Origin of the sequence: Burkholderia sp. COPS (assembly GCF_019425585.1) — a bacterium.
GTDB lineage: Bacteria > Pseudomonadota > Gammaproteobacteria > Burkholderiales > Burkholderiaceae > Burkholderia > Burkholderia cepacia.
Genome location: NZ_WIXR01000053.1, coordinates 1 through 17,859 on the forward strand (window position 1 = coordinate 1; position 17,859 = coordinate 17,859).

Below are 17,859 nucleotides of genomic sequence, written 5' to 3' on the forward strand. Positions count from 1 at the left end.
CCACGCGGACGCGTGGGCGGTACGGTTCGGGTCGAAGAAACGGAGATCCATCGGTAGCGTCTTGTGTCGAATTGAAAGTCGATGGGTCCGGCCGCGTCCCGCGCGGCCGGGCGTCGCGCCCCCCGGCGCGAATCAGAACAGCCTGTGCAGCGCCCAGTACAACGCCGCCGACAGCGCGATCGATGCGGGCAGCGTCAGCACCCACGCGAGCAACAGGCTATGCACCGCATCCCGGCGCAGGCCCGAGCCGCTCGATACGCGCACGCCGAACAGGTTCCGGAGGCTCGACCGCACGACCGCGAGGTGCGGATCGAGCGAATGCGTATAGATGACGGTTGCGACCGCGTTCGCGGTGTCGTGAAAGCCGTTCACGAATTCGAAGCCGAGCGCGATCAGCAGCGCGACGATCAGCAGCAGGAACGGGAGGGCCGAGCTTTCCTTGACGGGGCTGAGATCGGCGCCGAGATGAACACCGACGTAGACGATGCCGCAGGCAATGATCAGAAAAAACAGCGCGAGGCTGACGGCACGCGTGCGGTTGCTGACCGCACCGCTGGTTTCCGTTGCCGCGAGATTCGGCATGAAGGGGCTCCGGAGAGGTGACTCGGAGTGGCAGGCTATCGATCGGCCGTGACGCAAATGTGACGTGTCACTTACAGGACATTGACAGGTCATCTTTCAGGAACAGCGCATTGCCGCGCAATCCGTGAACACGGGTGATCGACCGTGTCGCGCGCGGGAATAAATCCGCCGCTTCGCCGGTATGGCACGCGAAGGCGCCGGTTTATTCCAGGACGATCCGGCCGTCCCGTTTCGTCACACGATTGCGAGGCTCCCATGTCTTCATCGACCCCCACCCGCCCGTCGCGCCGCAAGGCCCTGCAGTGCATGGCCTTCGGCGGCCTCGGCACGCTGTTTACGCTGTCGGGCGGCATCCTGACGCCGTTCGACCTGGCGCTCGCGCAGACCGGCGACGCGCTCCCGGCCAACGCGGGCAAGCCGCTGTTCGTACAGGTCAGCGACACGCACATCGGCTTCAACAAGGATGCGAATCCCGATGTATCGGCCACGCTCAAGCAGACGATCGAACTCGTCAACGGGATGCCGGCGATGCCCGCGCTGGCCATCCACACGGGCGACATCACGCACCTGTCCAAGGCCGAGGAGTTCGACCACGCGTCGCAGCTGCTGTCCGCGCTGCGCGTGCCGGAACTGCATACGGTGCCCGGCGAGCACGACGTCACCGACGGTTCGGGCGCCGAATATTTCAGCCGGTTCGGCAAGGCGTCGGACAACCGCGGCTATTACAGCTTCGATCACGCGGGCGTGCACTTCATCGGCCTCGTCAACGTGATGCACTTCAAGCCGAACGGGCTCGGCAGCTTCGGCGACGACCAGCTCGCGTGGCTCGCGCAGGATCTCAAGGGCCGCTCGTCGAGCACGCCGATCGTCGTGTTTTCGCACATGCCGATGTGGACCATCTACGAGCCGTGGGGCTGGGGCACCGGCGACGCGCCGCAGACGATGGCGCTGCTGCGACGCTTCGGCTCGGTCACCGTGCTGAACGGACACATCCACCAGATCGTGTCGAAGGTCGAGGGCAACGTGACGTTCCACACCGCGCGCTCCACCGCGTTCCCGCAGCCGACGGCCGGCAACGGCCCGGGCCCCGTGCCGCTCACCGTGCCGCGCGACCGGCTGCCCGCGATGCTCGGCGTGACGACCGTCGAATTCGCGGGCCATCCGGTTGCGTCGTCGCTGCACGATGCAACGCTGGCCTGACGCACCGAACCGCAAGGAGACCGACATGACCCGCTTCAAGCACGCCAGCCTCGTCGCGGCGCTGATCCTGTGCGCCACCGCCCCACTCGCCGCATTCGCCCAGGGCCCGGACGGCCCGCTCGTGACGATCCGCAATTTCATGTTTTCGCCGATGTCGACCACGATCAAGGCCGGCACGACGGTCACGTGGAAGAACCTCGACGGGGAACCGCATACGGTCGTCAACGACGCCGGCATCTTTCACTCGTCGGCGCTCGACCAGGGCGACACGTACTCGTTCCGCTTCGACAAGCCGGGTGTCTACAAGGTGTTCTGCGGGATTCACCCGTACATGAAGGAAACCATCACGGTGGAATGACGCGGCGCACCACGACATGCGCGGACGAATGGCGGGCAGCGGCGCCTACAATGCCCGCATCCCATTCGCCCGCGTGGCCGACGGAGCCGCCCATGCCCAGGATCGATCTCAGCGCCGTGCCCGAACGCCGCGGCAGCGGCTATCCGCCGCCGTTCGACGCGCCGTGCGCGCAGCGCATCCGCCAGCGCGTCGGCGACGCCGGCGGGTTGCGCGATTTCGGCGTCAACCTGATGCGCGTGCCGCCGGGCGGTTGGTCGGCGCAGCGCCACTGGCATTCCGACGAAGACGAATTCGTCTACGTGCTCGAAGGCGAACTCGTGATGATCGAGGACGACGGCGAAACCGTGCTGCGCGCGGGCGACTGCGCGGCGTTTCCGAAAGGCTCCGGCGACGGCCATCACCTGGTCAACCGGTCGGAGGCGCTCGCCGTCTATCTCGAGGTCGGCTCGCGCTCACCGGACGACGTGATCACCTGCCCCGACATCGACATGATGAGCCCGAGCCGCGACGGCCGGTTCCTGCACAAGGACGGCACGCCTTACCCGGACGCGTGACGCCGGTCGCTCGCGGATGCACCGCGAAGCACGGCGCGCGCGCCGAGCGCCGGGCGCCGGCTTCGCGACGCCGACCACCGCGCCGAAGCACCGGAAGCGCCGGAAGCGACCGGCGAAGCAGGCGCGAATTGCCGTTGCGCGGCGCGCGATCCCCGCCGGCCATCGCCTACACTGAATCGAGCCATTCGGTTCCGACCCACCTTCACACGCAGCGAGGCGAGCCATGACCGCGAGCGAACCGGCACGCATGAACCTCCCCGGACAAGTCGTGCTCGTGCTCCAGGGCGGCGGCGCACTGGGCGCGTTCCAGCTCGGCGTGTTTCAGGCGATGGACGAAGCCGGGATACGGCCCGACTGGGTGGTCGGCACGTCGATCGGCGCGATCAACGCGGCGCTGATCGCCGGGAATCCGCCGGAGCAGCGTTACGACAGGCTGTCGGCGTTCTGGCGGCGCGTGACCGAACGAACCCGTTTCGACGTCCCGCCGCTGGTGCCCGGCTGGGACCGGATGCTGGCCGAGCTGATGATCATCGGCGGCGGCATCGCGGGATTCTTCCAGCCCAATCCGGCATCGTGGCTCGGGCCGATGGTGCGCCTCGGCGTCGATCGTGCGTCGTATTACCGGATCGCACCGCTGCGCGACACACTCGCGTCGCTGATCGACCCCGACCTGCTGAACGCGGGCCGCCCGCGCCTGACCGTCAGCGCGGTCAATGCGTGCACCGGCACGATGCGCTATTTCGATTCGCGCGATACGCGGCTCGGGATCGAGCACATCATGAGTTCGGGCGCGCTGCCGCCCGCGTTTCCGGCGATACGGATCGACGGCGAGCCTTACTGGGACGGCGGCGTGTATTCGAATACGCCGGTCGAGGTCGTGCTCGACGACAATCCGCGCCGCAGCTCGGTCATCTTCTCGGTGCAGATGTGGAATCCGGCCGGCCCCGAGCCCGAGAGCATCTGGCAGGTGTCAGAGCGACAGAAGGACATCCAGTACGCGAGCCGCACCGACAGCCACATCGCACGCCAGCAGCAGATCCACCGGCTGCGCCACGTGATCCGCGAACTGGCCCGCCACGTGCCGGAAGCCGAACGCGCGTCGCCGGCCGTGCGCCGGCTCGCCGCGTGGGGATGCGAAACCACGATGCACCTGGTCAAGCTCGCGGCGCCGCGCCTCGCCAGCGACAATCAGCTGAAGGACATCGATTTCACGCCGGCCGGCATCGCGGCCCGCCGGCAGGCCGGTTACGACGCCGCGCGGCGGGCGATCGCCGCACGTCCGTGGGAGCTGCCGACGGACCCGACGGAAGGGCTGACGGTATTCGACCCGGACGCGGCGCCGGGCGCCGAAACACCGGCCTGACGCGCGGCGCCGCCATCGCGCGCCGGCAGCATGGCGAAATCACGCGCGCTCGGCCTCCGTTCGATCGTCGACGCGGCGGTTATCACACGACGGCACGACGACGGCACGACGGCTTACGGCAATTCCGCGCGCACGGCCGGCGCGGTACCGGCGACGACCGGACACGATTGCGGCAGCGCCTGCCCGAACAGCACGGCGAGCCCGCAGGCGGACGTGAACATGCCGCGATTGTCGTGCCCGACGCCCGGCACTTCGACGACCTGCTGCGCGAGATCGTCCGGATGCCGCTTCTTCAGGTAGTCGAAATACGCGAGCCCGCGCGCGAGCCGATACGGGCCTTGCGCCATCGCCGCGCACGAACGGTCGATGAAGTGCGTGTAAGGGTTCGTGTCGGCCTGCCCGAGCAGGTACACGACATGACGCGCCGCGTAGCGCGTTTCGAGTGCGCGCACGTCCTGCGACGCGACATAGGGCGGTGCCGACTCCAGCCCGTATTTCCACTCGTTCGCGCGCGGGCAGGTGCCGCCTGCGATCGCCTGGCCGTCCGGCCGTTCGTCGTCGAAATACAGGTAGCTCGACGGGTTCGCGACCACATAACGCACGGCGATGCCGGCCCGTACCAGCGCGTCGCCTTCGTGCCCGGCCACCGCATAGCGCTGCAGCAACTGCGCACCGGCGGAATGGCCGATCACGACCACGCTCGACAACGCGGGATACCGGCTGCGGTCGGCGAAATGCGCGAGCAATGCGTCGAGCGCGGTGAACGAACTGATCGGCGCCGGCTGACGGGCCGCGTCGCCGCCCTTCCATCCTTCCTGCGTCCAGGCGAGCGTTTGCGCGGGCAACGAAAACGCGCGCGTATCGGCACGCGTCAGGAACTGCGGTGCGACGACCATCGTGCCCTTGCCGGCCGCACCGGCCTTGTCGACGACCTCGAGCCCCGATGCGTAGTACGCGTCGGCATTGCGAAGCGTGCCGTGAATCACGACGAAGACCCGCGTGACATCGGGCGCGGCCTGGTCGAGCGGACGATCGGCGTAGACGGGCAGCACCGCATTGCCCTGCGGCGTATCGACGGCCACGCGCTGGCCGGCGACGGCCTTGACCGGCGCCTCGAGGCGTTCGCGTTGCGTGAGCATGGCGGCTTCGGCCGGACGCGCGCCGCCCGGCATGCCGATGGCGGCACAGGCTGCCGCGAGCGAAACGGCGCATGACAGTTTTCGGGCGGCCGGCAGCACGCACGAGAACCGGAGGTTGGCGAAGGCGACGGAAATGAGTGACATGGCGACGGATCGAGGGGCGGATATGACTTTAACGGCGAGGGTCGCGAAATCCGTCGCCGATGGCCGGGTGGTCGAACACCGGCACGCGCGGCGAATCGGGCAGCGTGCCGATATCCGCTGCGGGCGCATGGTGTTGAGGATCGTAGCAGAGCGAATAGTCGAAGACCCGCTCGCCGACGCGGCGGTTGCGGCCACCCTCGGCAGTGAACGCGTGCTCGACACCGCGATTCCCGCCTCGGCAATGGGCGCAACGCGACTCGCGGCGCGTCGGCGCGGGCGCCACCCAGGGGCGCGTCAGCCCGATGCCGCGGACGAGTCGCACTGCATCCGCTGCACGATCGCGTCCAGTTCGCCGATATGGTTGGCGACCGCCTGCCTGCCCGCGCGTGCCCATCCGTCGAACGACGTCATCCCGCTCACCGCGCCGACGAACGCTACGCCGGCGCGCTCGGCCGCCTGCGCGTCCACCGCGTGGTCGCCCACGTAGATCGCCGAACGAGCGGGCAAACCAAGCCGCGCCAACGCCAGCACGAGCCCTTCGGGATCGGGCTTGTGACGCTGCACGTCTTCCCCGCCGATCAGCACGTCGACGAGCGATTGCAACTGGTTCAGCGCAAGGATCGCCTCGATCCGGTAGCGAAACTTCGACGAAACGATCGCGACCGCGAGCCCCTGCTCGCGCAGACGCGCGAGCAGGGGCGGCACCTCGGGATAGATGCGCGTGCCGCGCACCATGATCTCGTCGGCCCGCACCACGAAGTGCCGCGCGAACGCGTCGGCCCGCGCCGGCTCGGTTTCGCCCGTCAGCGAGCGGAACATCTCGTGCAGCGGCAGCCCGATCACGGCCGCGATCTGCGCCGGCGTCGCGCCGGCGGCATCCAGCTGATGCAACGCGTACTCCGTGCACGCGACGATCGCGGCGGACGAATCCGCCAGCGTCAGATCGAAATCGAAGATGACGGCCCGAACAGACATGAAAGGACTCCGCAAAAAAAAAGGTTCGTGCGCGATGGACGAACCGGCATGACGTTGCGATGCGCACCCGCGCGTCGATCGATCGGCGCGCCTGGCCGGAATACTCGCGATCGGCCGCGTCGAACCCGTCCGGGTCGCGCCTCGCCGCGTAGCATCCCACAGGATGCGCAACGCGGTGCGTCGCCCGGGCAGATCCGGCGACGAGGCGCTGCTCGAGTTGCCGAAGCTCGCGGCTACCCGCCCGCGATACGCGTGCCCATACGCTCGCGCATGTCGATGCGACGCAGGGAAGGAACGAGATCGTCGACGTGCCCGACTGAGGGCCGGATGGCGCGTGGCGGGACGGCGGCTCCGCTCCACGTCCTTCGCGGTCGCCTTGCTCTGTCCCCGCAATCGCCCTTCGCTATCAACCCTATTGCCGGCAATGCTTTCAAACATATCGTCAAGTTCCGATATAAGATTCGCCCATCGACGATACCTCGTTACCCGAGCGAAACGCCAAACCTGTCCATGCCGACCGAACTCGACATCGAAGCGATCCTGAAAGCGCTCTCGAACCCCGTGCGCCGGGAAATCCTCGCCTGGCTGAAAACGCCGGACGTGCATTTCCCGAACCAGACGCTGCCGTATGAACACGGCGTCTGCGCGGGCCAGATCGACGCGCGCTGCGGGCTGTCGCAATCGACCGTCTCCGCGCACCTCGCGACGCTGCAGCGCGCGGGGCTCGTGACGTCGACGCGGATCGGCCAGTGGGCGTTTTTCCAGCGCAACGAGGCCGTCATCGACGCATTTCACGACGCACTGCGCCGCGAACTCTAGCCAACGGCCGAACCGGCCATGCGGGCCGCCGCCGCACATGACGCGCCGGCTTCCCCGCCTTTCGTGAAGAGGTTATCTGCCATGCCTACACTGTTCGACCCCGTTACCCTCGGCGACCTGACCCTGCCGAACCGCATCGTGATGGCGCCGCTCACCCGCGCCCGTGCGGGTACGACGCGCGTGCCGAACGCACTGATGGCGCGCTATTACCGCGAGCGCGCATCGGCCGGCCTGATCATTACCGAAGCGACGTCGGTCACGCCGCAGGGCGTCGGTTATGCCGACACACCCGGCATCTGGTCCGACGAACAGGTCGAAGGCTGGAAGCAGGTGACGCAGGCCGTGCACGCGGCCGGCGGGCGCATCGTGCTGCAGCTCTGGCACGTCGGCCGGATCTCCGACCCGGTGTTCCTGAACGGCGACCTGCCGGTCGCGCCGAGCGCCATCGCCGCGGGCGGCCACGTGAGCCTCGTGCGTCCGCAGCGCCCGTACGTGACGCCGCGCGCGCTCGAACTCGACGAGATCCCGGGCATCGTCGCCGCGTACCGCAAGGGTGCCGAGAACGCGAAGGCCGCCGGCTTCGACGGTGTCGAGATCCACGGCGCGAACGGCTACCTGCTCGACCAGTTCCTGCAGGACAGCACCAACCACCGCACCGATGCGTACGGCGGCCCGATCGAGAACCGCGCACGCCTGCTGCTCGAAGTGGTCGACGCCGCGATCGACGTGTGGGGCGCCGGCCGTGTCGGCGTGCACCTCGCACCGCGCGGTGACGCGCACACGATGGGCGATTCCGATCCGGCGGCCACGTTCGGTTACGTCGCGCGCGAACTCGGCCGCCGCAAGATCGCGTTCATCTTCACGCGCGAATCGTATTCGGGCGACCACCTGAGCCCGCGCCTGAAGGAAGCGTTCGGCGGCCCGCTGATCGCCAACGAGCAGTTCACGCTCGACACCGCACAAGCCGCGCTCGCCAGCGGCAACGCCGACGCGATCGCATGGGGCAAGCTGTTCATCGCGAACCCCGACCTGCCGCGCCGCCTCGAACTCGGCGCACCGCTCAACCAGCCGGTGCCGGAGACGTTCTACGCGGAAGGCGAAACGGGTTATACCGATTACCCGGCGCTGAGCGACGCGGCCTGATTGCGCGACAGCGCACGCGCGATGAACGGAGCGGCCCCGCCCGTCCGTTCGTCGCGCACACCATCTCCAGGGCGGGCACGTCACGTGTCCGCCCCTCCCGTTCACCGCCTGCCTTCCACGTCCGACGCTTCCGCGAACAGCGCCAGACCGACCAGACTCGCGACGCTGCATCCCAGCACATACCACGCAGGCGCGTAAAAGCTGCCGGTCGCGCGCCACATCGCGCCGACGATCAGTTGCGCGAACCCGCCGAAAATCGTCACGCCGAGCGCATAGATCATCCCGAGCGACATCGCCCGCACCTCGGGCCGAAACGCATCGAGGATCATCACGAAGCCGGCGGGACTCGACAGTGTCATCAAGCCGATCAGCACGATCACGACCGCAACCGCGGTGCCCGCCGACGGCCACATCTTCATCGCGTAAAACGCCGGCAGCACGAGCACGGCCGACGCGACGCACGTCACGCCCACCAGCCGCTTGCGACGACGCACGCGATCCGCGAGCCGCCCCGCGAACGGCGAACCGATCAGCAGCACGGCACCGGCCGCGCAGCCCGACAGCAGCGACACCGATGCCGGCATGCCGACGGTCAGCGTCAGGAACGACGGCAGGAAAAACACGATCGTATAGGTGGTCGAGGTGCCGCCGATCACGAGCAGCGTGCCGGCCGCGACCTGCCGCCACGGAATGCGCGCACGCTCGCGCGGCGCGCCGGCCGCTGCGTGCGGCAGCGTATCGTCCAGATGGCGCCGCAGGTAGAAGCCGACCGGGCCGATCAGCAGACCGAGCACGAACGGGACGCGCCACCCCCACGCGTGCAGCGCGTCGGGCGGCAGTGCGCGCGACAGCGTCAGCGCGACGAACGCGCCGACGAGCGTCGCACCGCCCTGGCTCGCCATCTGCCAGCTCACCCGCTCGCCGCGCCGGCCGGTGTCACCCGACTCCATCAGCAGGGTCGTCGCGGCCCCCACTTCGCCACCCGCCGAAAAGCCCTGCAGCAGACGCCCGACGACGATCAGCAGCGGCGCGGCGATGCCGATCTGCGCATAGGTCGGCGCGAAGCCGATGATCCCGGTGCCGAGCGCCATCAATGCGACCGTCAGCACGAGCGCGGGCTTGCGGCCGGCACGGTCCGCATAGGCGCCGATCGCGACGCTGCCGAGCGGCCGTGCGACGAACCCGACACCGAACGTCGCGAGCGACAGCATCAGCGCGCCTAGATCGCTCGACGCGGGAAAGAACAGCTTGCCGATCAATGCGGCGAAGAAACTGTAGACGGTGAAGTCGAAGAATTCGAGCCCGTTGCCGAGTGCGGCCGCAACGACCGTGCGGCGCGTTACGCGCGGCCCGGACTCGACCGGCGCAGCGGCCGTGCGATTCAGGGTATGCATCGGAAATTCCCGTTCAGAAGTTGTGATACATGCCGAGCGACAGCGTCACGGGTGTCGTCCCGGTGCGCGGTGCCGTTCCGCCCGGTTCGGTCGGCAGCGGATTGCCGTTCAGCAACACGGTCGAGATGCCGTAGTTGCGGATGAACCCCGCGCGCGCGTAGAGGCCCGTGCGTTTCGACAGCAGGTAGTCGTAGCCCAGCATCGCACCGAGTGCCGAATCCCTGGCCGGCTGGCCGGCCGCGTCGCGCACACCCGACGTATCGCGATAGACGACCGACGCGCGAATCGCATTGACGCCGAACGGCACGATCGCGCCGAGCGTGTAGACGCGCGCGATGCCGTCGCCGGCCAGCTTCGGCGCGTACTGGTTGAACGATGCGGACAGCACGATCCGCCCGGTGTCATAGACGGCGCCGAGCCCGTACAGGTCGTTGCGCACGGTGCTCGCCCCGTTGACGCCCCACACCTGGTTGTAGCTCGCGGCCAGATAGGTCGTGCCGTTGTACCACTGCAGCAGCGCGCCTTGCGCGGACGCCGCGGGTGCCCGCCCGGCCACGTTGCTCGGCGCAAGCATCAGCATCAGCGACGTGGTGCCCGCGACGATCGGCGTACGGTACGTGATGGCGTTGTCGACGCGCGCCGGCAATTGCGTCGCCCCCGGCCCGAGGTCCGAGTTGTAGCCGACGCCGCGGCTCGTCTGCACGGCTGCCGCGCCCAGCCACGTATAGACCGAGTTCGTGCCCACCGTGCCGAACACGTCGATGAACAGCGGCAGCGCCGTGCCGATCTGCTTGCCGAGACGCAACCGGCCGTAGCTGTCCGACGACAGGCCGACCCACGATTGCCTGTTGTACGTCGATTGCGCATCCTGCTGCGCGCCGCTGTTCGCGAGGAAACCGCTTTCGAGGTTGAACTCGGCGCGCCAGCCGCCACCGAGGTTCTCGCGGCCGAAGAAGCCGAACTTGGAGGTCCACTCGCCGCCGCTCTGCGTCTGCCACAGCGAACGGCCGCCGACCGTCTGGTAGTTGATCCCCATGTCGAGCGAACCATACAGCGCGACGCCCTCCGTCATCCTGCCGTTGTACTCGGGCACCGCCGCCAGCAACACGTCCTGATAGGGCACGGCGCGCGCGTTGCCGGCGCCGAACGCGAGACAGGCCGCGCCTAATGCAAATCGCTTTTTCATTCGTCATCCTTATCGTCAAGTCAACCCGGGTCCGGCCGGCGCGTCTTCTTTGCGCCTTCGTCAGTCCATCTTCAGGAAGCGTTCGGCAATCCCGGCGAAATAGGCCGCCCCCCAGCTCAGCGCGGAGTCGTTGAAGTCGTAATGCGGGTTGTGCACCGAACATCCGCCCCGGGAATCGACGCCGTTACCGACCAGCACGTAGCAACTCGGTGCGCATTCGGTCATCCACGAGAAATCCTCGCTGCCCATCACGCCATCGGGCAACAGCGTGAGCGCGCCTTCGCCGGCCAGCGCCGCGATCGTCTCCACCGCGAGATCCGACGCCGCACGGTCGTTGTCCACGACACGCGAGATCGACTGGTATTCGATCTGCGCGGTCATCCCGAACGCCTGCGCCTGCGCGTCGACGATCCGGCGGATCCGTGCCTCGATTTCGTCGCGCGTGGTCGCGTCGAGCGCGCGCACGGACAACTGCAGCGTCGCCGTTGCCGGGATCACGTTCGGGGCAGTGCCCGCATGGAACGTGCCGACGGTCACGACGGCCGGCTTCAGCGGATCGACGTTGCGGGAGACGATCGATTGCAGCGCGGTCACGATTTGCGCGCCCGCGACGATCGGGTCGCTCGCGAGCTGCGGCATCGCACCATGGCCGCCTTTGCCCGTCACGGTGATCGTCACCGAATCGGACGACGCCATCATCGGCCCGTAGCGCAACGCGAAATGGCCGACCGGCACGCCCGGCGCGTTGTGCAGCGCATACACGCGTTCGCACGGGAAACGTTCGAACAGGCCGTCGTCGATCATCCGCTTCGCGCCACCGAGCCCTTCCTCGGCCGGCTGGAAGATCACGTTGAGCGTGCCGTCGAAACGGCCCTGTTCGGCAAGATAGTGGGCGGCGGCCAGCAAGATCGCCGTGTGGCCGTCGTGACCGCATGCGTGCATCGTGCGCGCAACCGTGCTCGCATACGGCAGCCCCGTCGCCTCCTCGATCGGCAGCGCATCCATGTCGGCGCGCAGGCCGAGCGTGCGCACCGACGCGCCGCGCCGCAACTGGCCGACGACGCCGGTGCCTCCCACCCCCGTCGTCACGTCGTAGCCCCATGTGGCCAGTTGTTCGGCGACGAGTCGCGCGGTGCGGGTCTCGGCGAATCCGAGTTCGGGATGGGCGTGGATGTCGCGGCGGATCGCAACGAATCGGGACTCCGACTCGCGAATCGCCGCGAGTACGTGAGCAAGGTTCTGCGTCATGGATGGCTCCGTGGAATCGGCCGCCTCGCGACCGTCCGGCCAAGCATAGAGACGCGTTTCGGGTCAAAAAACTCACGAATTTTGATACAGATAACTTTTGGTAATATCTTCCGCATCATGAAAATCCATCAATTGCGCGCACTCGTCGCGGTCACGACGGCCGGCAGCATCAAGGCCGCGGCCAGGACCCTGCACGTCACGCAGCCGGCCATCAGCAAGGCGATCCAGGAACTGGAAAATGAGTTCGGCGTGACGCTCCTCGAGCGCAAACCGTGGGGCGTGGTGCCGACGCCGGAAGGCGACGCACTGCTCGGGCGCGCCCAGGCCGTCGTGCGCGAGCTCGAACGGGCGAGCGAGGACATGGCGCACATGAAGGGGCTGCGCGACGGGCGGCTCGTGATCGGCTTCACGCCGATCGTCGCGGTGACGGGCTTTGCGGAAGCCTACGCCGCCTTCCGCCGCCACTGGCCGAACGTCGAATGCGAACTTCGGGAACTGACGTTCAACCTGCTCACGGAACAGTTGCGCAATCGCACGCTCGATCTCGCCTTCGTCGCCGTCACGGGCCCCATTGCCGAGTCGGTCGACATCAGGGCGATCCGCACGTTCGACACTGCGTTCGTCACCCGCGAGAACGGGCGCTTCGCGGGCGCGACATCGCTCGAGGCGCTGCGCGACGCGGAATGGATCCACGCCGACGCCAGCGACAACTTCCCCACCTATATCCGCGACCTGCATGAACACGCGGGCCTGCCCCCGCCGCGCTGCATCACGCGCTGCACGTCGTATGCGCTGTTCTACAGCCTGCTCATGACCAACGATGCGATTTTCTCGTGGACCCGGCTGTCGCTCGCGGAAACCGTGTTCGGCCAGAAGCTGACGCCGCTGCCGTTGCCGATGTCGCCGCCACCGCTTCAGTTGTACCGGCTCACGCCGCCCGGCCTGCAACTGACGCGGCCCGCGTCCGATTTTCTGGCGCACGTGGAGGCCGCGTTCGCGTCGCTGCCGGCGGCCGGAAGCCCGGCATTGCGCTGACACCCGATCGCGCTGCCTGCACCGCAACTCGCCGGGAGTGCGTCAGCCCGGGACGCGCATCCGCATGAACACGCGCTGCGTCTCGTCGAGCCCGAGCGCGACGTGGTGCGCGCGGATCGCACAAAGCGTGCCGTCGAGCGTGGCGTCGTCGACGATGCTGAAACCCAGGCGCGCGTAGTACGGCGCATTCCACGGCGCATCGCGAAACGTCGACAGCACGACCTCCGCGATACCTTCCCGCGCGGCGCGTGCGCTCACCTGCTCGATCAGGCGCGCGCCGATCCGCTGTCCGGCATGCGACGGCGCGACATCCAGTTCCTCCAGATACAACCGCCGTGCATCGAGCAGCCGGTAGAACGCGAACCCGACGCACGCGCCCTGCGCATCGACCGCGACGACCGCGCGGCCGTCGTCGATGCGCGCGAGCACGTCGGCCGCATCGGTCGGCTCGCCATCGGCGATGTCGGTCATGCCGATTTCGCGAAACCGCTGCGCGGCGGCGACTTCGACGGCGGCCATCGCGGCCGCGTCTTCCCGCGTGGCGGGGCGAATCAGGATCGATGCGGTCATTGCGGCAATTCAGGCAGACAGTCTGGAACGGCCGTCACTATAATCGAAACCTCATACGTTTCGAACGCCTCCACCCACGAGGTTCGTCATGACGTTGTCCGCGCTCGCCGTCTTCGCTGTCACCCTGCTCGTCACCGCCGGCACCCCCGGGCCGAGCGTCGCCGCGCTGGTCGCGCGCGTGCTGACCAACGGCGTGCGCGACGTGCTGCCGTTCCTCGCCGCCATGTGGCTCGGCGAAGCGTTGTGGCTCACGCTCGCGGTCGCGGGGCTGTCCGCGTTCGCGCGCACGTTCGCGGCCGGCCTGATCGTGCTGAAGCTGCTCGGCGTCGCGTACCTGCTGTTCCTCGCGTGGAAGATGTGGACCGCGCCGACCGAGGCCGGCGCCGACGACCTGCCGCGCGGCCAGTCGCCGTCGCGCATGTTCGTCGCAGGCATGCTCGTCACGCTCGGCAACCCGAAGATCATGGTGTTCTATCTCGCGCTGCTGCCGACCATCGTCGATCTCACGCACGTCGGTGTGACCGCGTGGGCCGAACTCGTCGCCACGATGCTCGCGGTGCTGATCCTCGCCGACTGCTTCTGGTCGCTGCTCGCGGCGCGCGCGCGGGCTTTTCTCACTTCGGCGCGCGCGAAACGGATCGCCAACCGCACGAGCGCGACCGCAATGGCCGGCGCGGCAGTGGCAATCGCGACACGGTAGCCGCCGGTCCCGCACCACACCGCCCCTGCCGCCCGCCATGTCGCAACTCGGGAAGATTCCTGCCGCTCTCGCCGCGCAATCGATTTCCAGTCGCGAGATCGTGCTTCCGCTCGACGCCGCGCTCGAATGCATCGATTATTGCGTGCGTCATCGCATTCCGATCTACGGATGGGAAGGCTGGGTCCTGACTGCCGACGGGCGGGTCGGACACGGCAGCGCACCGCAGGGCACCGTGTGTCTTGCGGACTGGCCGCTGGCGGATGCTGCCGCGTTCTGCCGCAGCACGATGACGTCCGACGCGCAGGCGTGGCACGACGAATACCACGCAACGACCGACCGGCTGCATTTCTGCATCACGATCGGCGACGCACGCTGATCGTCGTATCCGTGCAATCGCATGCCGGCGCGCGACCGGCAACTCGCAACGGCCGTCCGATCGTTGCTCCTGCTCCGGAGGGTTTCACCGTGAAGACCTGGTTATCGACCGTACTGGCTGCCCTCCTCTGCCTGTCGGCCACGCTCACGCACGCGGCCGGCATCAAGCTCGTCCGGATTCCGGCCGACGCCGGCGGCCCCGAACTGAAGGCAGTCGTGTGGACGCCCTGCGCGGACGCCGCCCAGACGCTCACGATCGGGCCTTTCGAACTGAAAGGACAACGCGACTGCCCGACCGTCGGCGACAAGCTGCCGCTCGTCGTGATCTCGCACGGGCATGGCGGCACGTACTTCGGCCATCACGACCTCGCCGAAACGCTCGCCGACGCGGGCTTCGTCGTCGCGGCCATCAATCATCCCGGCGACACGCATGCCGACATGAGCCACGCGGCCGACCTGCGGGAACTGGCCGAGCGGCCAGCGGACATCAAGCGCCTCGTCGACTACATGCTGGCCAACGCGGCCGATGCCGCGCATGTCGATCCCGCGCGGATCGGCTTCTTCGGCTTCTCGCGCGGCGGCTATACGGGCCTCGTGCTGGCCGGCGCGAATCCGGATTTCGTGCACGCACGGGTGGCCTGCCCGGACCCGACCTGGCTGATCTGCAAGCAGATCCGCGACCATGACCTGCCGCGCCAGCCGCTGACGCACGATCCGAGGATCAAGGCCTACGTGCTCGCCGACCCGCTCGACGAATTCCCGACCGCCGAAACGCTGAAGGACGTGCACGCGCCGATCCAGCTCTGGGCGTCCGAAGCGGGCGGCGACGGCGTGGAGCCGGAAACGACCCCCGCGCTGGCCGGCCTGCTGCCGCGACGGCCTGAATTCCACGTCGTGCCGAATTCCGCGCACTTCGCGTTTCTCGCGCCGTGCCCCGAACAACTGGCACACGACTCGCCCGAAGTCTGTACCGATGCGAAGGGATTCGACCGTGCGGCGTTCCACACGATGCTCGATGTAAAGGCGCTCGCATTCTTCACCGCCCATCTTCGCTAGCAGCGAAACGCCTTGCGCCACGCACCCGGCACCGGCGCATGGTCGTTGCACGCGATCAGCGCGCGCACCAGCGCCCAATCGTCGTCATCGCAGAAATCGAGCAGCATCGCGCCGCACGGGCCGCGCTGCTCGCGCAGCCGTGCGGCCAGCCGCGCATGAATGCCCTGCACCCGGCCGTCGCCGTGGGCAACGACCGACGGATTCGCGCCCATGCCGGTCCCGCTGCAGAAGTTGATCGCCCAGCGGCCACTGTCCGGCGACGGCAGGTCCGTCAGCAGCGCGTCGATCGCACGCCACTTCCAGCCGATCGACGCCGCCACCGGCACGCGATATTCGTCCTGGATCACGAACGCGCCGTCGGGATGATCGATCGTGAACGTCGCGTTGTCGGGCCACGCGGTCAGGTCGATGCCGAGCGGCCGGCTGCTGCGAAAGCGCCGCAGCAGCACGATCGCGCCGCGCACGTCGCCGAGCGCGGGCAGCGTGCCGCCGGCATGCCAGCGCAGCCGCGGATGCCGCGCGCGATGCGCATCGAACGTCGCATCGAAACTGCGTGTGCACGCGTGCGCCGGCCATTCGTCCTTCACCGACATCACGATGCATTCGCGCGGATGTTCGTCGAGAAAACGCAAACAATCGGCCAGCACGTCGTCGAACGTCATGCCGAGCGCGATGCCGCCGTGATGAATGTCGAACGCGTCGCGCACGTGCCGGCAGCGGATGTCGAGCAGCCGCACGCCATGCGCGAGTTGCGCATCGAGCGGCGCACGCTGGGTGCGCACGAGCGCATCGTCGACCGTATACGCACAGGTGTCATGGCTGCCCGGTAGGGTCAGCGTATGCAGCGGCCGCGCGTCGTCGAGCGCCGACATCCAGTCGGCAGGCGGCGTGCGCGTATCGTGGCTCGAAGGGATCATGAATCGATGAATGACAAGGAAAGAAAACCGTGGGTGACGGCGTCGGATGTCGCGGCGCGCGCCGGCGTATCGCGCTCCGCGGTGTCGCGTGCATTCTCGCCGACGGCGAGCATCGCACCGCAAACCCGTGAGCGCGTGATGGTCGCCGCGCGCGCGCTCGGCTACCAGGTCAACCTGATCGCGCGCGACATGATCACGCAGCGCAGCAGCATGATCGGCGTCGTGACGGCCGGGTTCGAGAATCCGTTTCGCGCGCGGCTGCTGTCGGACCTGATGGCCGCGCTCGGGCAGCGCGCGCTCACGCCGCTCGTGACCAATGCGGAAGACCCGCGCCAGGTCCGGCAATCGCTCGAGCAACTGCTCAGCTACCGGATCGCGGGCCTCGTGATGACGTCTGCCTCGCCGCCGCTGTCGGTCGCGCAGCAGTATCTCGAACACCGGATCCCGGTCGTGATGATCAACCGCGACGCGAATCTGCCAGGTGCGGATGTCGTCGTGAGCGACAACGCGACCGGCGCCGCGCATGCCGCGCGAATGCTCGCGCAGGCGGGCGCGCGCCGGGTCGCGTTCGTCGGGCCGCGCAACACGAGCTACAGTGCGAGCGCGCGTGCCGCTGCGTTCGTCGAAGCGCTTCGTCGTCACCGCGATACCGATAGCGCCGCAAGCGTTCGGATTCAGGACACGCCGTCCGACACATACGCATGCGGTGTCGATGCGGCACGGCATCTGCTGTCCGGCGACACCGTTCCGGACGGCGTGTTCTGCTCGTCCGACCTGCTCGCGTTGGGCATGATCGACACCGCGCGCCAGCAGTTCGGGCTGCGCGTGCCGGAAGACTTGCGCGTCATCGGCTTCGACGACATTCCTGCCGCCGCATTCGACGGCTATGCGCTGACGACGCTCCGTCAGGATACGCAAGGCCTCGCGAACGCGGCCGTCGACATGCTCGCCGAGCGGATGCAGGCGTTCGCCGGCGCATCGCGCACGCGGGTCGTGCCGGTGACCTGCGTCGTTCGTCACAGCTGCGTCGGCCGCCCGGCGTAGCGACGTGCGATGCGCGCGCGTGCGCCAACATAATGCGTGACAGGCGCGAGCGCGCAG

General features: G+C 68.2%; 19 protein-coding genes and 1 pseudogene. 11 read left to right on the top strand and 9 right to left on the bottom strand.

Translation table 11 applies throughout. The features are described from left to right. Positions 1-243: 243 nt before the first annotated feature. A pseudogene (locus FOZ70_RS32415) lies at positions 244-582 on the bottom strand (inorganic phosphate transporter); the annotation flags it as partial. A 255-nt stretch (positions 583-837) separates the two neighbouring features. On the opposite strand from FOZ70_RS32415, the gene FOZ70_RS32420 reads away from it, so the two are divergent. The 4 genes from FOZ70_RS32420 to FOZ70_RS32435 all read left to right on the top strand — a co-directional run bounded on the left by FOZ70_RS32420 (position 838) and on the right by FOZ70_RS32435 (position 4,057). Then, positions 838-1,782: a metallophosphoesterase gene (locus FOZ70_RS32420; RefSeq protein ID WP_059494822.1), complete on the top strand. Its 945-nt coding sequence runs from the start codon at positions 838-840 to the stop codon at positions 1,780-1,782. A gap of 25 nt (positions 1,783-1,807) precedes the next feature. Further along, complete coding sequence (locus tag FOZ70_RS32425; RefSeq protein ID WP_021163625.1) at positions 1,808-2,140, top strand: cupredoxin family copper-binding protein; 333 nt, start codon at positions 1,808-1,810, stop codon at positions 2,138-2,140. Between the two features lie 92 nt (positions 2,141-2,232). Further along, complete coding sequence (locus tag FOZ70_RS32430) at positions 2,233-2,694, top strand: cupin domain-containing protein (RefSeq protein ID WP_219707572.1); 462 nt, start codon at positions 2,233-2,235, stop codon at positions 2,692-2,694. Positions 2,695-2,917: 223 nt separating this feature from the next. Then, positions 2,918-4,057 carry a patatin-like phospholipase family protein gene (locus FOZ70_RS32435; protein WP_021163627.1) on the top strand — a complete coding sequence of 380 codons (1,140 nt, stop codon included), beginning with the start codon at positions 2,918-2,920 and terminating at the stop codon, positions 4,055-4,057. Between the two features lie 113 nt (positions 4,058-4,170). Here FOZ70_RS32435 and FOZ70_RS32440 read toward each other — a convergent pair whose 3' ends face one another. From FOZ70_RS32440 to FOZ70_RS32450, 3 genes are read right to left on the bottom strand one after another with little or no spacing between them, the layout of a single operon-like run. Further along, positions 4,171-5,340, bottom strand: a complete 1,170-nt coding sequence (locus FOZ70_RS32440) for an alpha/beta fold hydrolase (RefSeq protein WP_059619235.1) — start codon at positions 5,338-5,340, stop codon at positions 4,171-4,173. A gap of 28 nt (positions 5,341-5,368) precedes the next feature. Continuing rightward, positions 5,369-5,623: a hypothetical protein gene (locus FOZ70_RS32445; protein ID WP_196487340.1), complete on the bottom strand. Its 255-nt coding sequence runs from the start codon at positions 5,621-5,623 to the stop codon at positions 5,369-5,371. Between the two features lie 11 nt (positions 5,624-5,634). After that, positions 5,635-6,315, bottom strand: a complete 681-nt coding sequence (locus FOZ70_RS32450) for an HAD-IA family hydrolase (RefSeq protein WP_059589192.1) — start codon at positions 6,313-6,315, stop codon at positions 5,635-5,637. A gap of 510 nt (positions 6,316-6,825) precedes the next feature. On the opposite strand from FOZ70_RS32450, the gene FOZ70_RS32455 reads away from it, so the two are divergent. Continuing rightward, positions 6,826-7,134 (top strand): helix-turn-helix transcriptional regulator, encoded by a 309-nt coding sequence (locus FOZ70_RS32455; RefSeq protein ID WP_027789442.1) that lies wholly within the window; start codon positions 6,826-6,828, stop codon positions 7,132-7,134. Between the two features lie 81 nt (positions 7,135-7,215). Then, a complete protein-coding gene (locus FOZ70_RS32460; RefSeq protein ID WP_042978074.1) occupies positions 7,216-8,277 on the top strand; it encodes an alkene reductase in 1,062 nt (353 codons plus the stop codon). A gap of 101 nt (positions 8,278-8,378) precedes the next feature. Here FOZ70_RS32460 and FOZ70_RS32465 read toward each other — a convergent pair whose 3' ends face one another. Genes FOZ70_RS32465 through FOZ70_RS32475 form a run of 3 tightly spaced genes read right to left on the bottom strand, consistent with a single transcriptional unit; the run spans position 8,379 to position 12,105 of the window. Further along, entirely contained in the window at positions 8,379-9,671 is a 1,293-nt protein-coding gene (locus FOZ70_RS32465) for an MFS transporter (RefSeq protein ID WP_069254790.1), read from the bottom strand. Positions 9,672-9,684: 13 nt separating this feature from the next. Continuing rightward, positions 9,685-10,857: a porin gene (locus FOZ70_RS32470; RefSeq protein ID WP_021163632.1), complete on the bottom strand. Its 1,173-nt coding sequence runs from the start codon at positions 10,855-10,857 to the stop codon at positions 9,685-9,687. Between the two features lie 60 nt (positions 10,858-10,917). After that, complete coding sequence (locus FOZ70_RS32475; protein WP_219707573.1) at positions 10,918-12,105, bottom strand: M20 aminoacylase family protein; 1,188 nt, start codon at positions 12,103-12,105, stop codon at positions 10,918-10,920. On the opposite strand from FOZ70_RS32475, the gene FOZ70_RS32480 reads away from it, so the two are divergent. Next, entirely contained in the window at positions 12,085-13,140 is a 1,056-nt protein-coding gene (locus FOZ70_RS32480; RefSeq protein WP_346656425.1) for a LysR family transcriptional regulator, read from the top strand. The two genes, FOZ70_RS32475 and FOZ70_RS32480, sit on opposite strands and share 21 nt — an antisense overlap. A 42-nt stretch (positions 13,141-13,182) precedes the next feature. On the opposite strand, the gene FOZ70_RS32485 is transcribed toward FOZ70_RS32480, so the two are convergent. Next, positions 13,183-13,710, bottom strand: coding sequence for a GNAT family N-acetyltransferase (locus FOZ70_RS32485; RefSeq protein ID WP_219707574.1), 528 nt, complete (start codon positions 13,708-13,710; stop codon positions 13,183-13,185). 88 nt (positions 13,711-13,798) lie between these two features. Between FOZ70_RS32485 and FOZ70_RS32490 the strand changes: the two genes are divergently transcribed. The 3 genes from FOZ70_RS32490 to FOZ70_RS32500 all read left to right on the top strand — a co-directional run bounded on the left by FOZ70_RS32490 (position 13,799) and on the right by FOZ70_RS32500 (position 15,841). Next, positions 13,799-14,410: a LysE family translocator gene (locus FOZ70_RS32490; RefSeq protein WP_048022001.1), complete on the top strand. Its 612-nt coding sequence runs from the start codon at positions 13,799-13,801 to the stop codon at positions 14,408-14,410. Positions 14,411-14,447: 37 nt separating this feature from the next. Further along, complete coding sequence (locus tag FOZ70_RS32495; RefSeq protein WP_021163637.1) at positions 14,448-14,786, top strand: hypothetical protein; 339 nt, start codon at positions 14,448-14,450, stop codon at positions 14,784-14,786. A gap of 89 nt (positions 14,787-14,875) precedes the next feature. Beyond that, positions 14,876-15,841, top strand: a complete 966-nt coding sequence (locus FOZ70_RS32500; protein ID WP_219707575.1) for an alpha/beta hydrolase — start codon at positions 14,876-14,878, stop codon at positions 15,839-15,841. Here the strand turns inward: FOZ70_RS32500 and FOZ70_RS32505 are convergent. Continuing rightward, positions 15,838-16,758 (bottom strand): phosphatidylinositol-specific phospholipase C, encoded by a 921-nt coding sequence (locus FOZ70_RS32505; RefSeq protein WP_021163638.1) that lies wholly within the window; start codon positions 16,756-16,758, stop codon positions 15,838-15,840. The two genes, FOZ70_RS32500 and FOZ70_RS32505, sit on opposite strands and share 4 nt — an antisense overlap. A gap of 6 nt (positions 16,759-16,764) precedes the next feature. Here FOZ70_RS32505 and FOZ70_RS32510 point away from each other — a divergent pair, with 6 nt between their 5' ends. Continuing rightward, a complete protein-coding gene (locus FOZ70_RS32510) occupies positions 16,765-17,802 on the top strand; it encodes a LacI family DNA-binding transcriptional regulator (RefSeq protein WP_219707576.1) in 1,038 nt (345 codons plus the stop codon). Positions 17,803-17,859 lie beyond the last annotated feature (57 nt).

Bases quoted from the DNA above. Each gene is read 5' to 3' on its own strand.
- FOZ70_RS32420 (WP_059494822.1), top strand. From the start codon at position 838: ATGTCTTCATCGACCCCCACCCGCCCGTCGCGCCGCAAGGCCCTGCAG.
- FOZ70_RS32425 (WP_021163625.1), top strand. From the start codon at position 1,808: ATGACCCGCTTCAAGCACGCCAGCCTCGTCGCGGCGCTGATCCTGTGC.
- FOZ70_RS32430 (WP_219707572.1), top strand. From the start codon at position 2,233: ATGCCCAGGATCGATCTCAGCGCCGTGCCCGAACGCCGCGGCAGCGGC.
- FOZ70_RS32435 (WP_021163627.1), top strand. From the start codon at position 2,918: ATGACCGCGAGCGAACCGGCACGCATGAACCTCCCCGGACAAGTCGTG.
- FOZ70_RS32440 (WP_059619235.1), bottom strand. From the start codon at position 5,340: ATGTCACTCATTTCCGTCGCCTTCGCCAACCTCCGGTTCTCGTGCGTG.
- FOZ70_RS32450 (WP_059589192.1), bottom strand. From the start codon at position 6,315: ATGTCTGTTCGGGCCGTCATCTTCGATTTCGATCTGACGCTGGCGGAT.
- FOZ70_RS32455 (WP_027789442.1), top strand. From the start codon at position 6,826: ATGCCGACCGAACTCGACATCGAAGCGATCCTGAAAGCGCTCTCGAAC.
- FOZ70_RS32460 (WP_042978074.1), top strand. From the start codon at position 7,216: ATGCCTACACTGTTCGACCCCGTTACCCTCGGCGACCTGACCCTGCCG.
- FOZ70_RS32465 (WP_069254790.1), bottom strand. From the start codon at position 9,671: ATGCATACCCTGAATCGCACGGCCGCTGCGCCGGTCGAGTCCGGGCCG.
- FOZ70_RS32470 (WP_021163632.1), bottom strand. From the start codon at position 10,857: ATGAAAAAGCGATTTGCATTAGGCGCGGCCTGTCTCGCGTTCGGCGCC.
- FOZ70_RS32475 (WP_219707573.1), bottom strand. From the start codon at position 12,105: ATGACGCAGAACCTTGCTCACGTACTCGCGGCGATTCGCGAGTCGGAG.
- FOZ70_RS32485 (WP_219707574.1), bottom strand. From the start codon at position 13,710: ATGACCGCATCGATCCTGATTCGCCCCGCCACGCGGGAAGACGCGGCC.
- FOZ70_RS32490 (WP_048022001.1), top strand. From the start codon at position 13,799: ATGACGTTGTCCGCGCTCGCCGTCTTCGCTGTCACCCTGCTCGTCACC.
- FOZ70_RS32495 (WP_021163637.1), top strand. From the start codon at position 14,448: ATGTCGCAACTCGGGAAGATTCCTGCCGCTCTCGCCGCGCAATCGATT.
- FOZ70_RS32505 (WP_021163638.1), bottom strand. From the start codon at position 16,758: ATGATCCCTTCGAGCCACGATACGCGCACGCCGCCTGCCGACTGGATG.
- FOZ70_RS32510 (WP_219707576.1), top strand. From the start codon at position 16,765: ATGAATGACAAGGAAAGAAAACCGTGGGTGACGGCGTCGGATGTCGCG.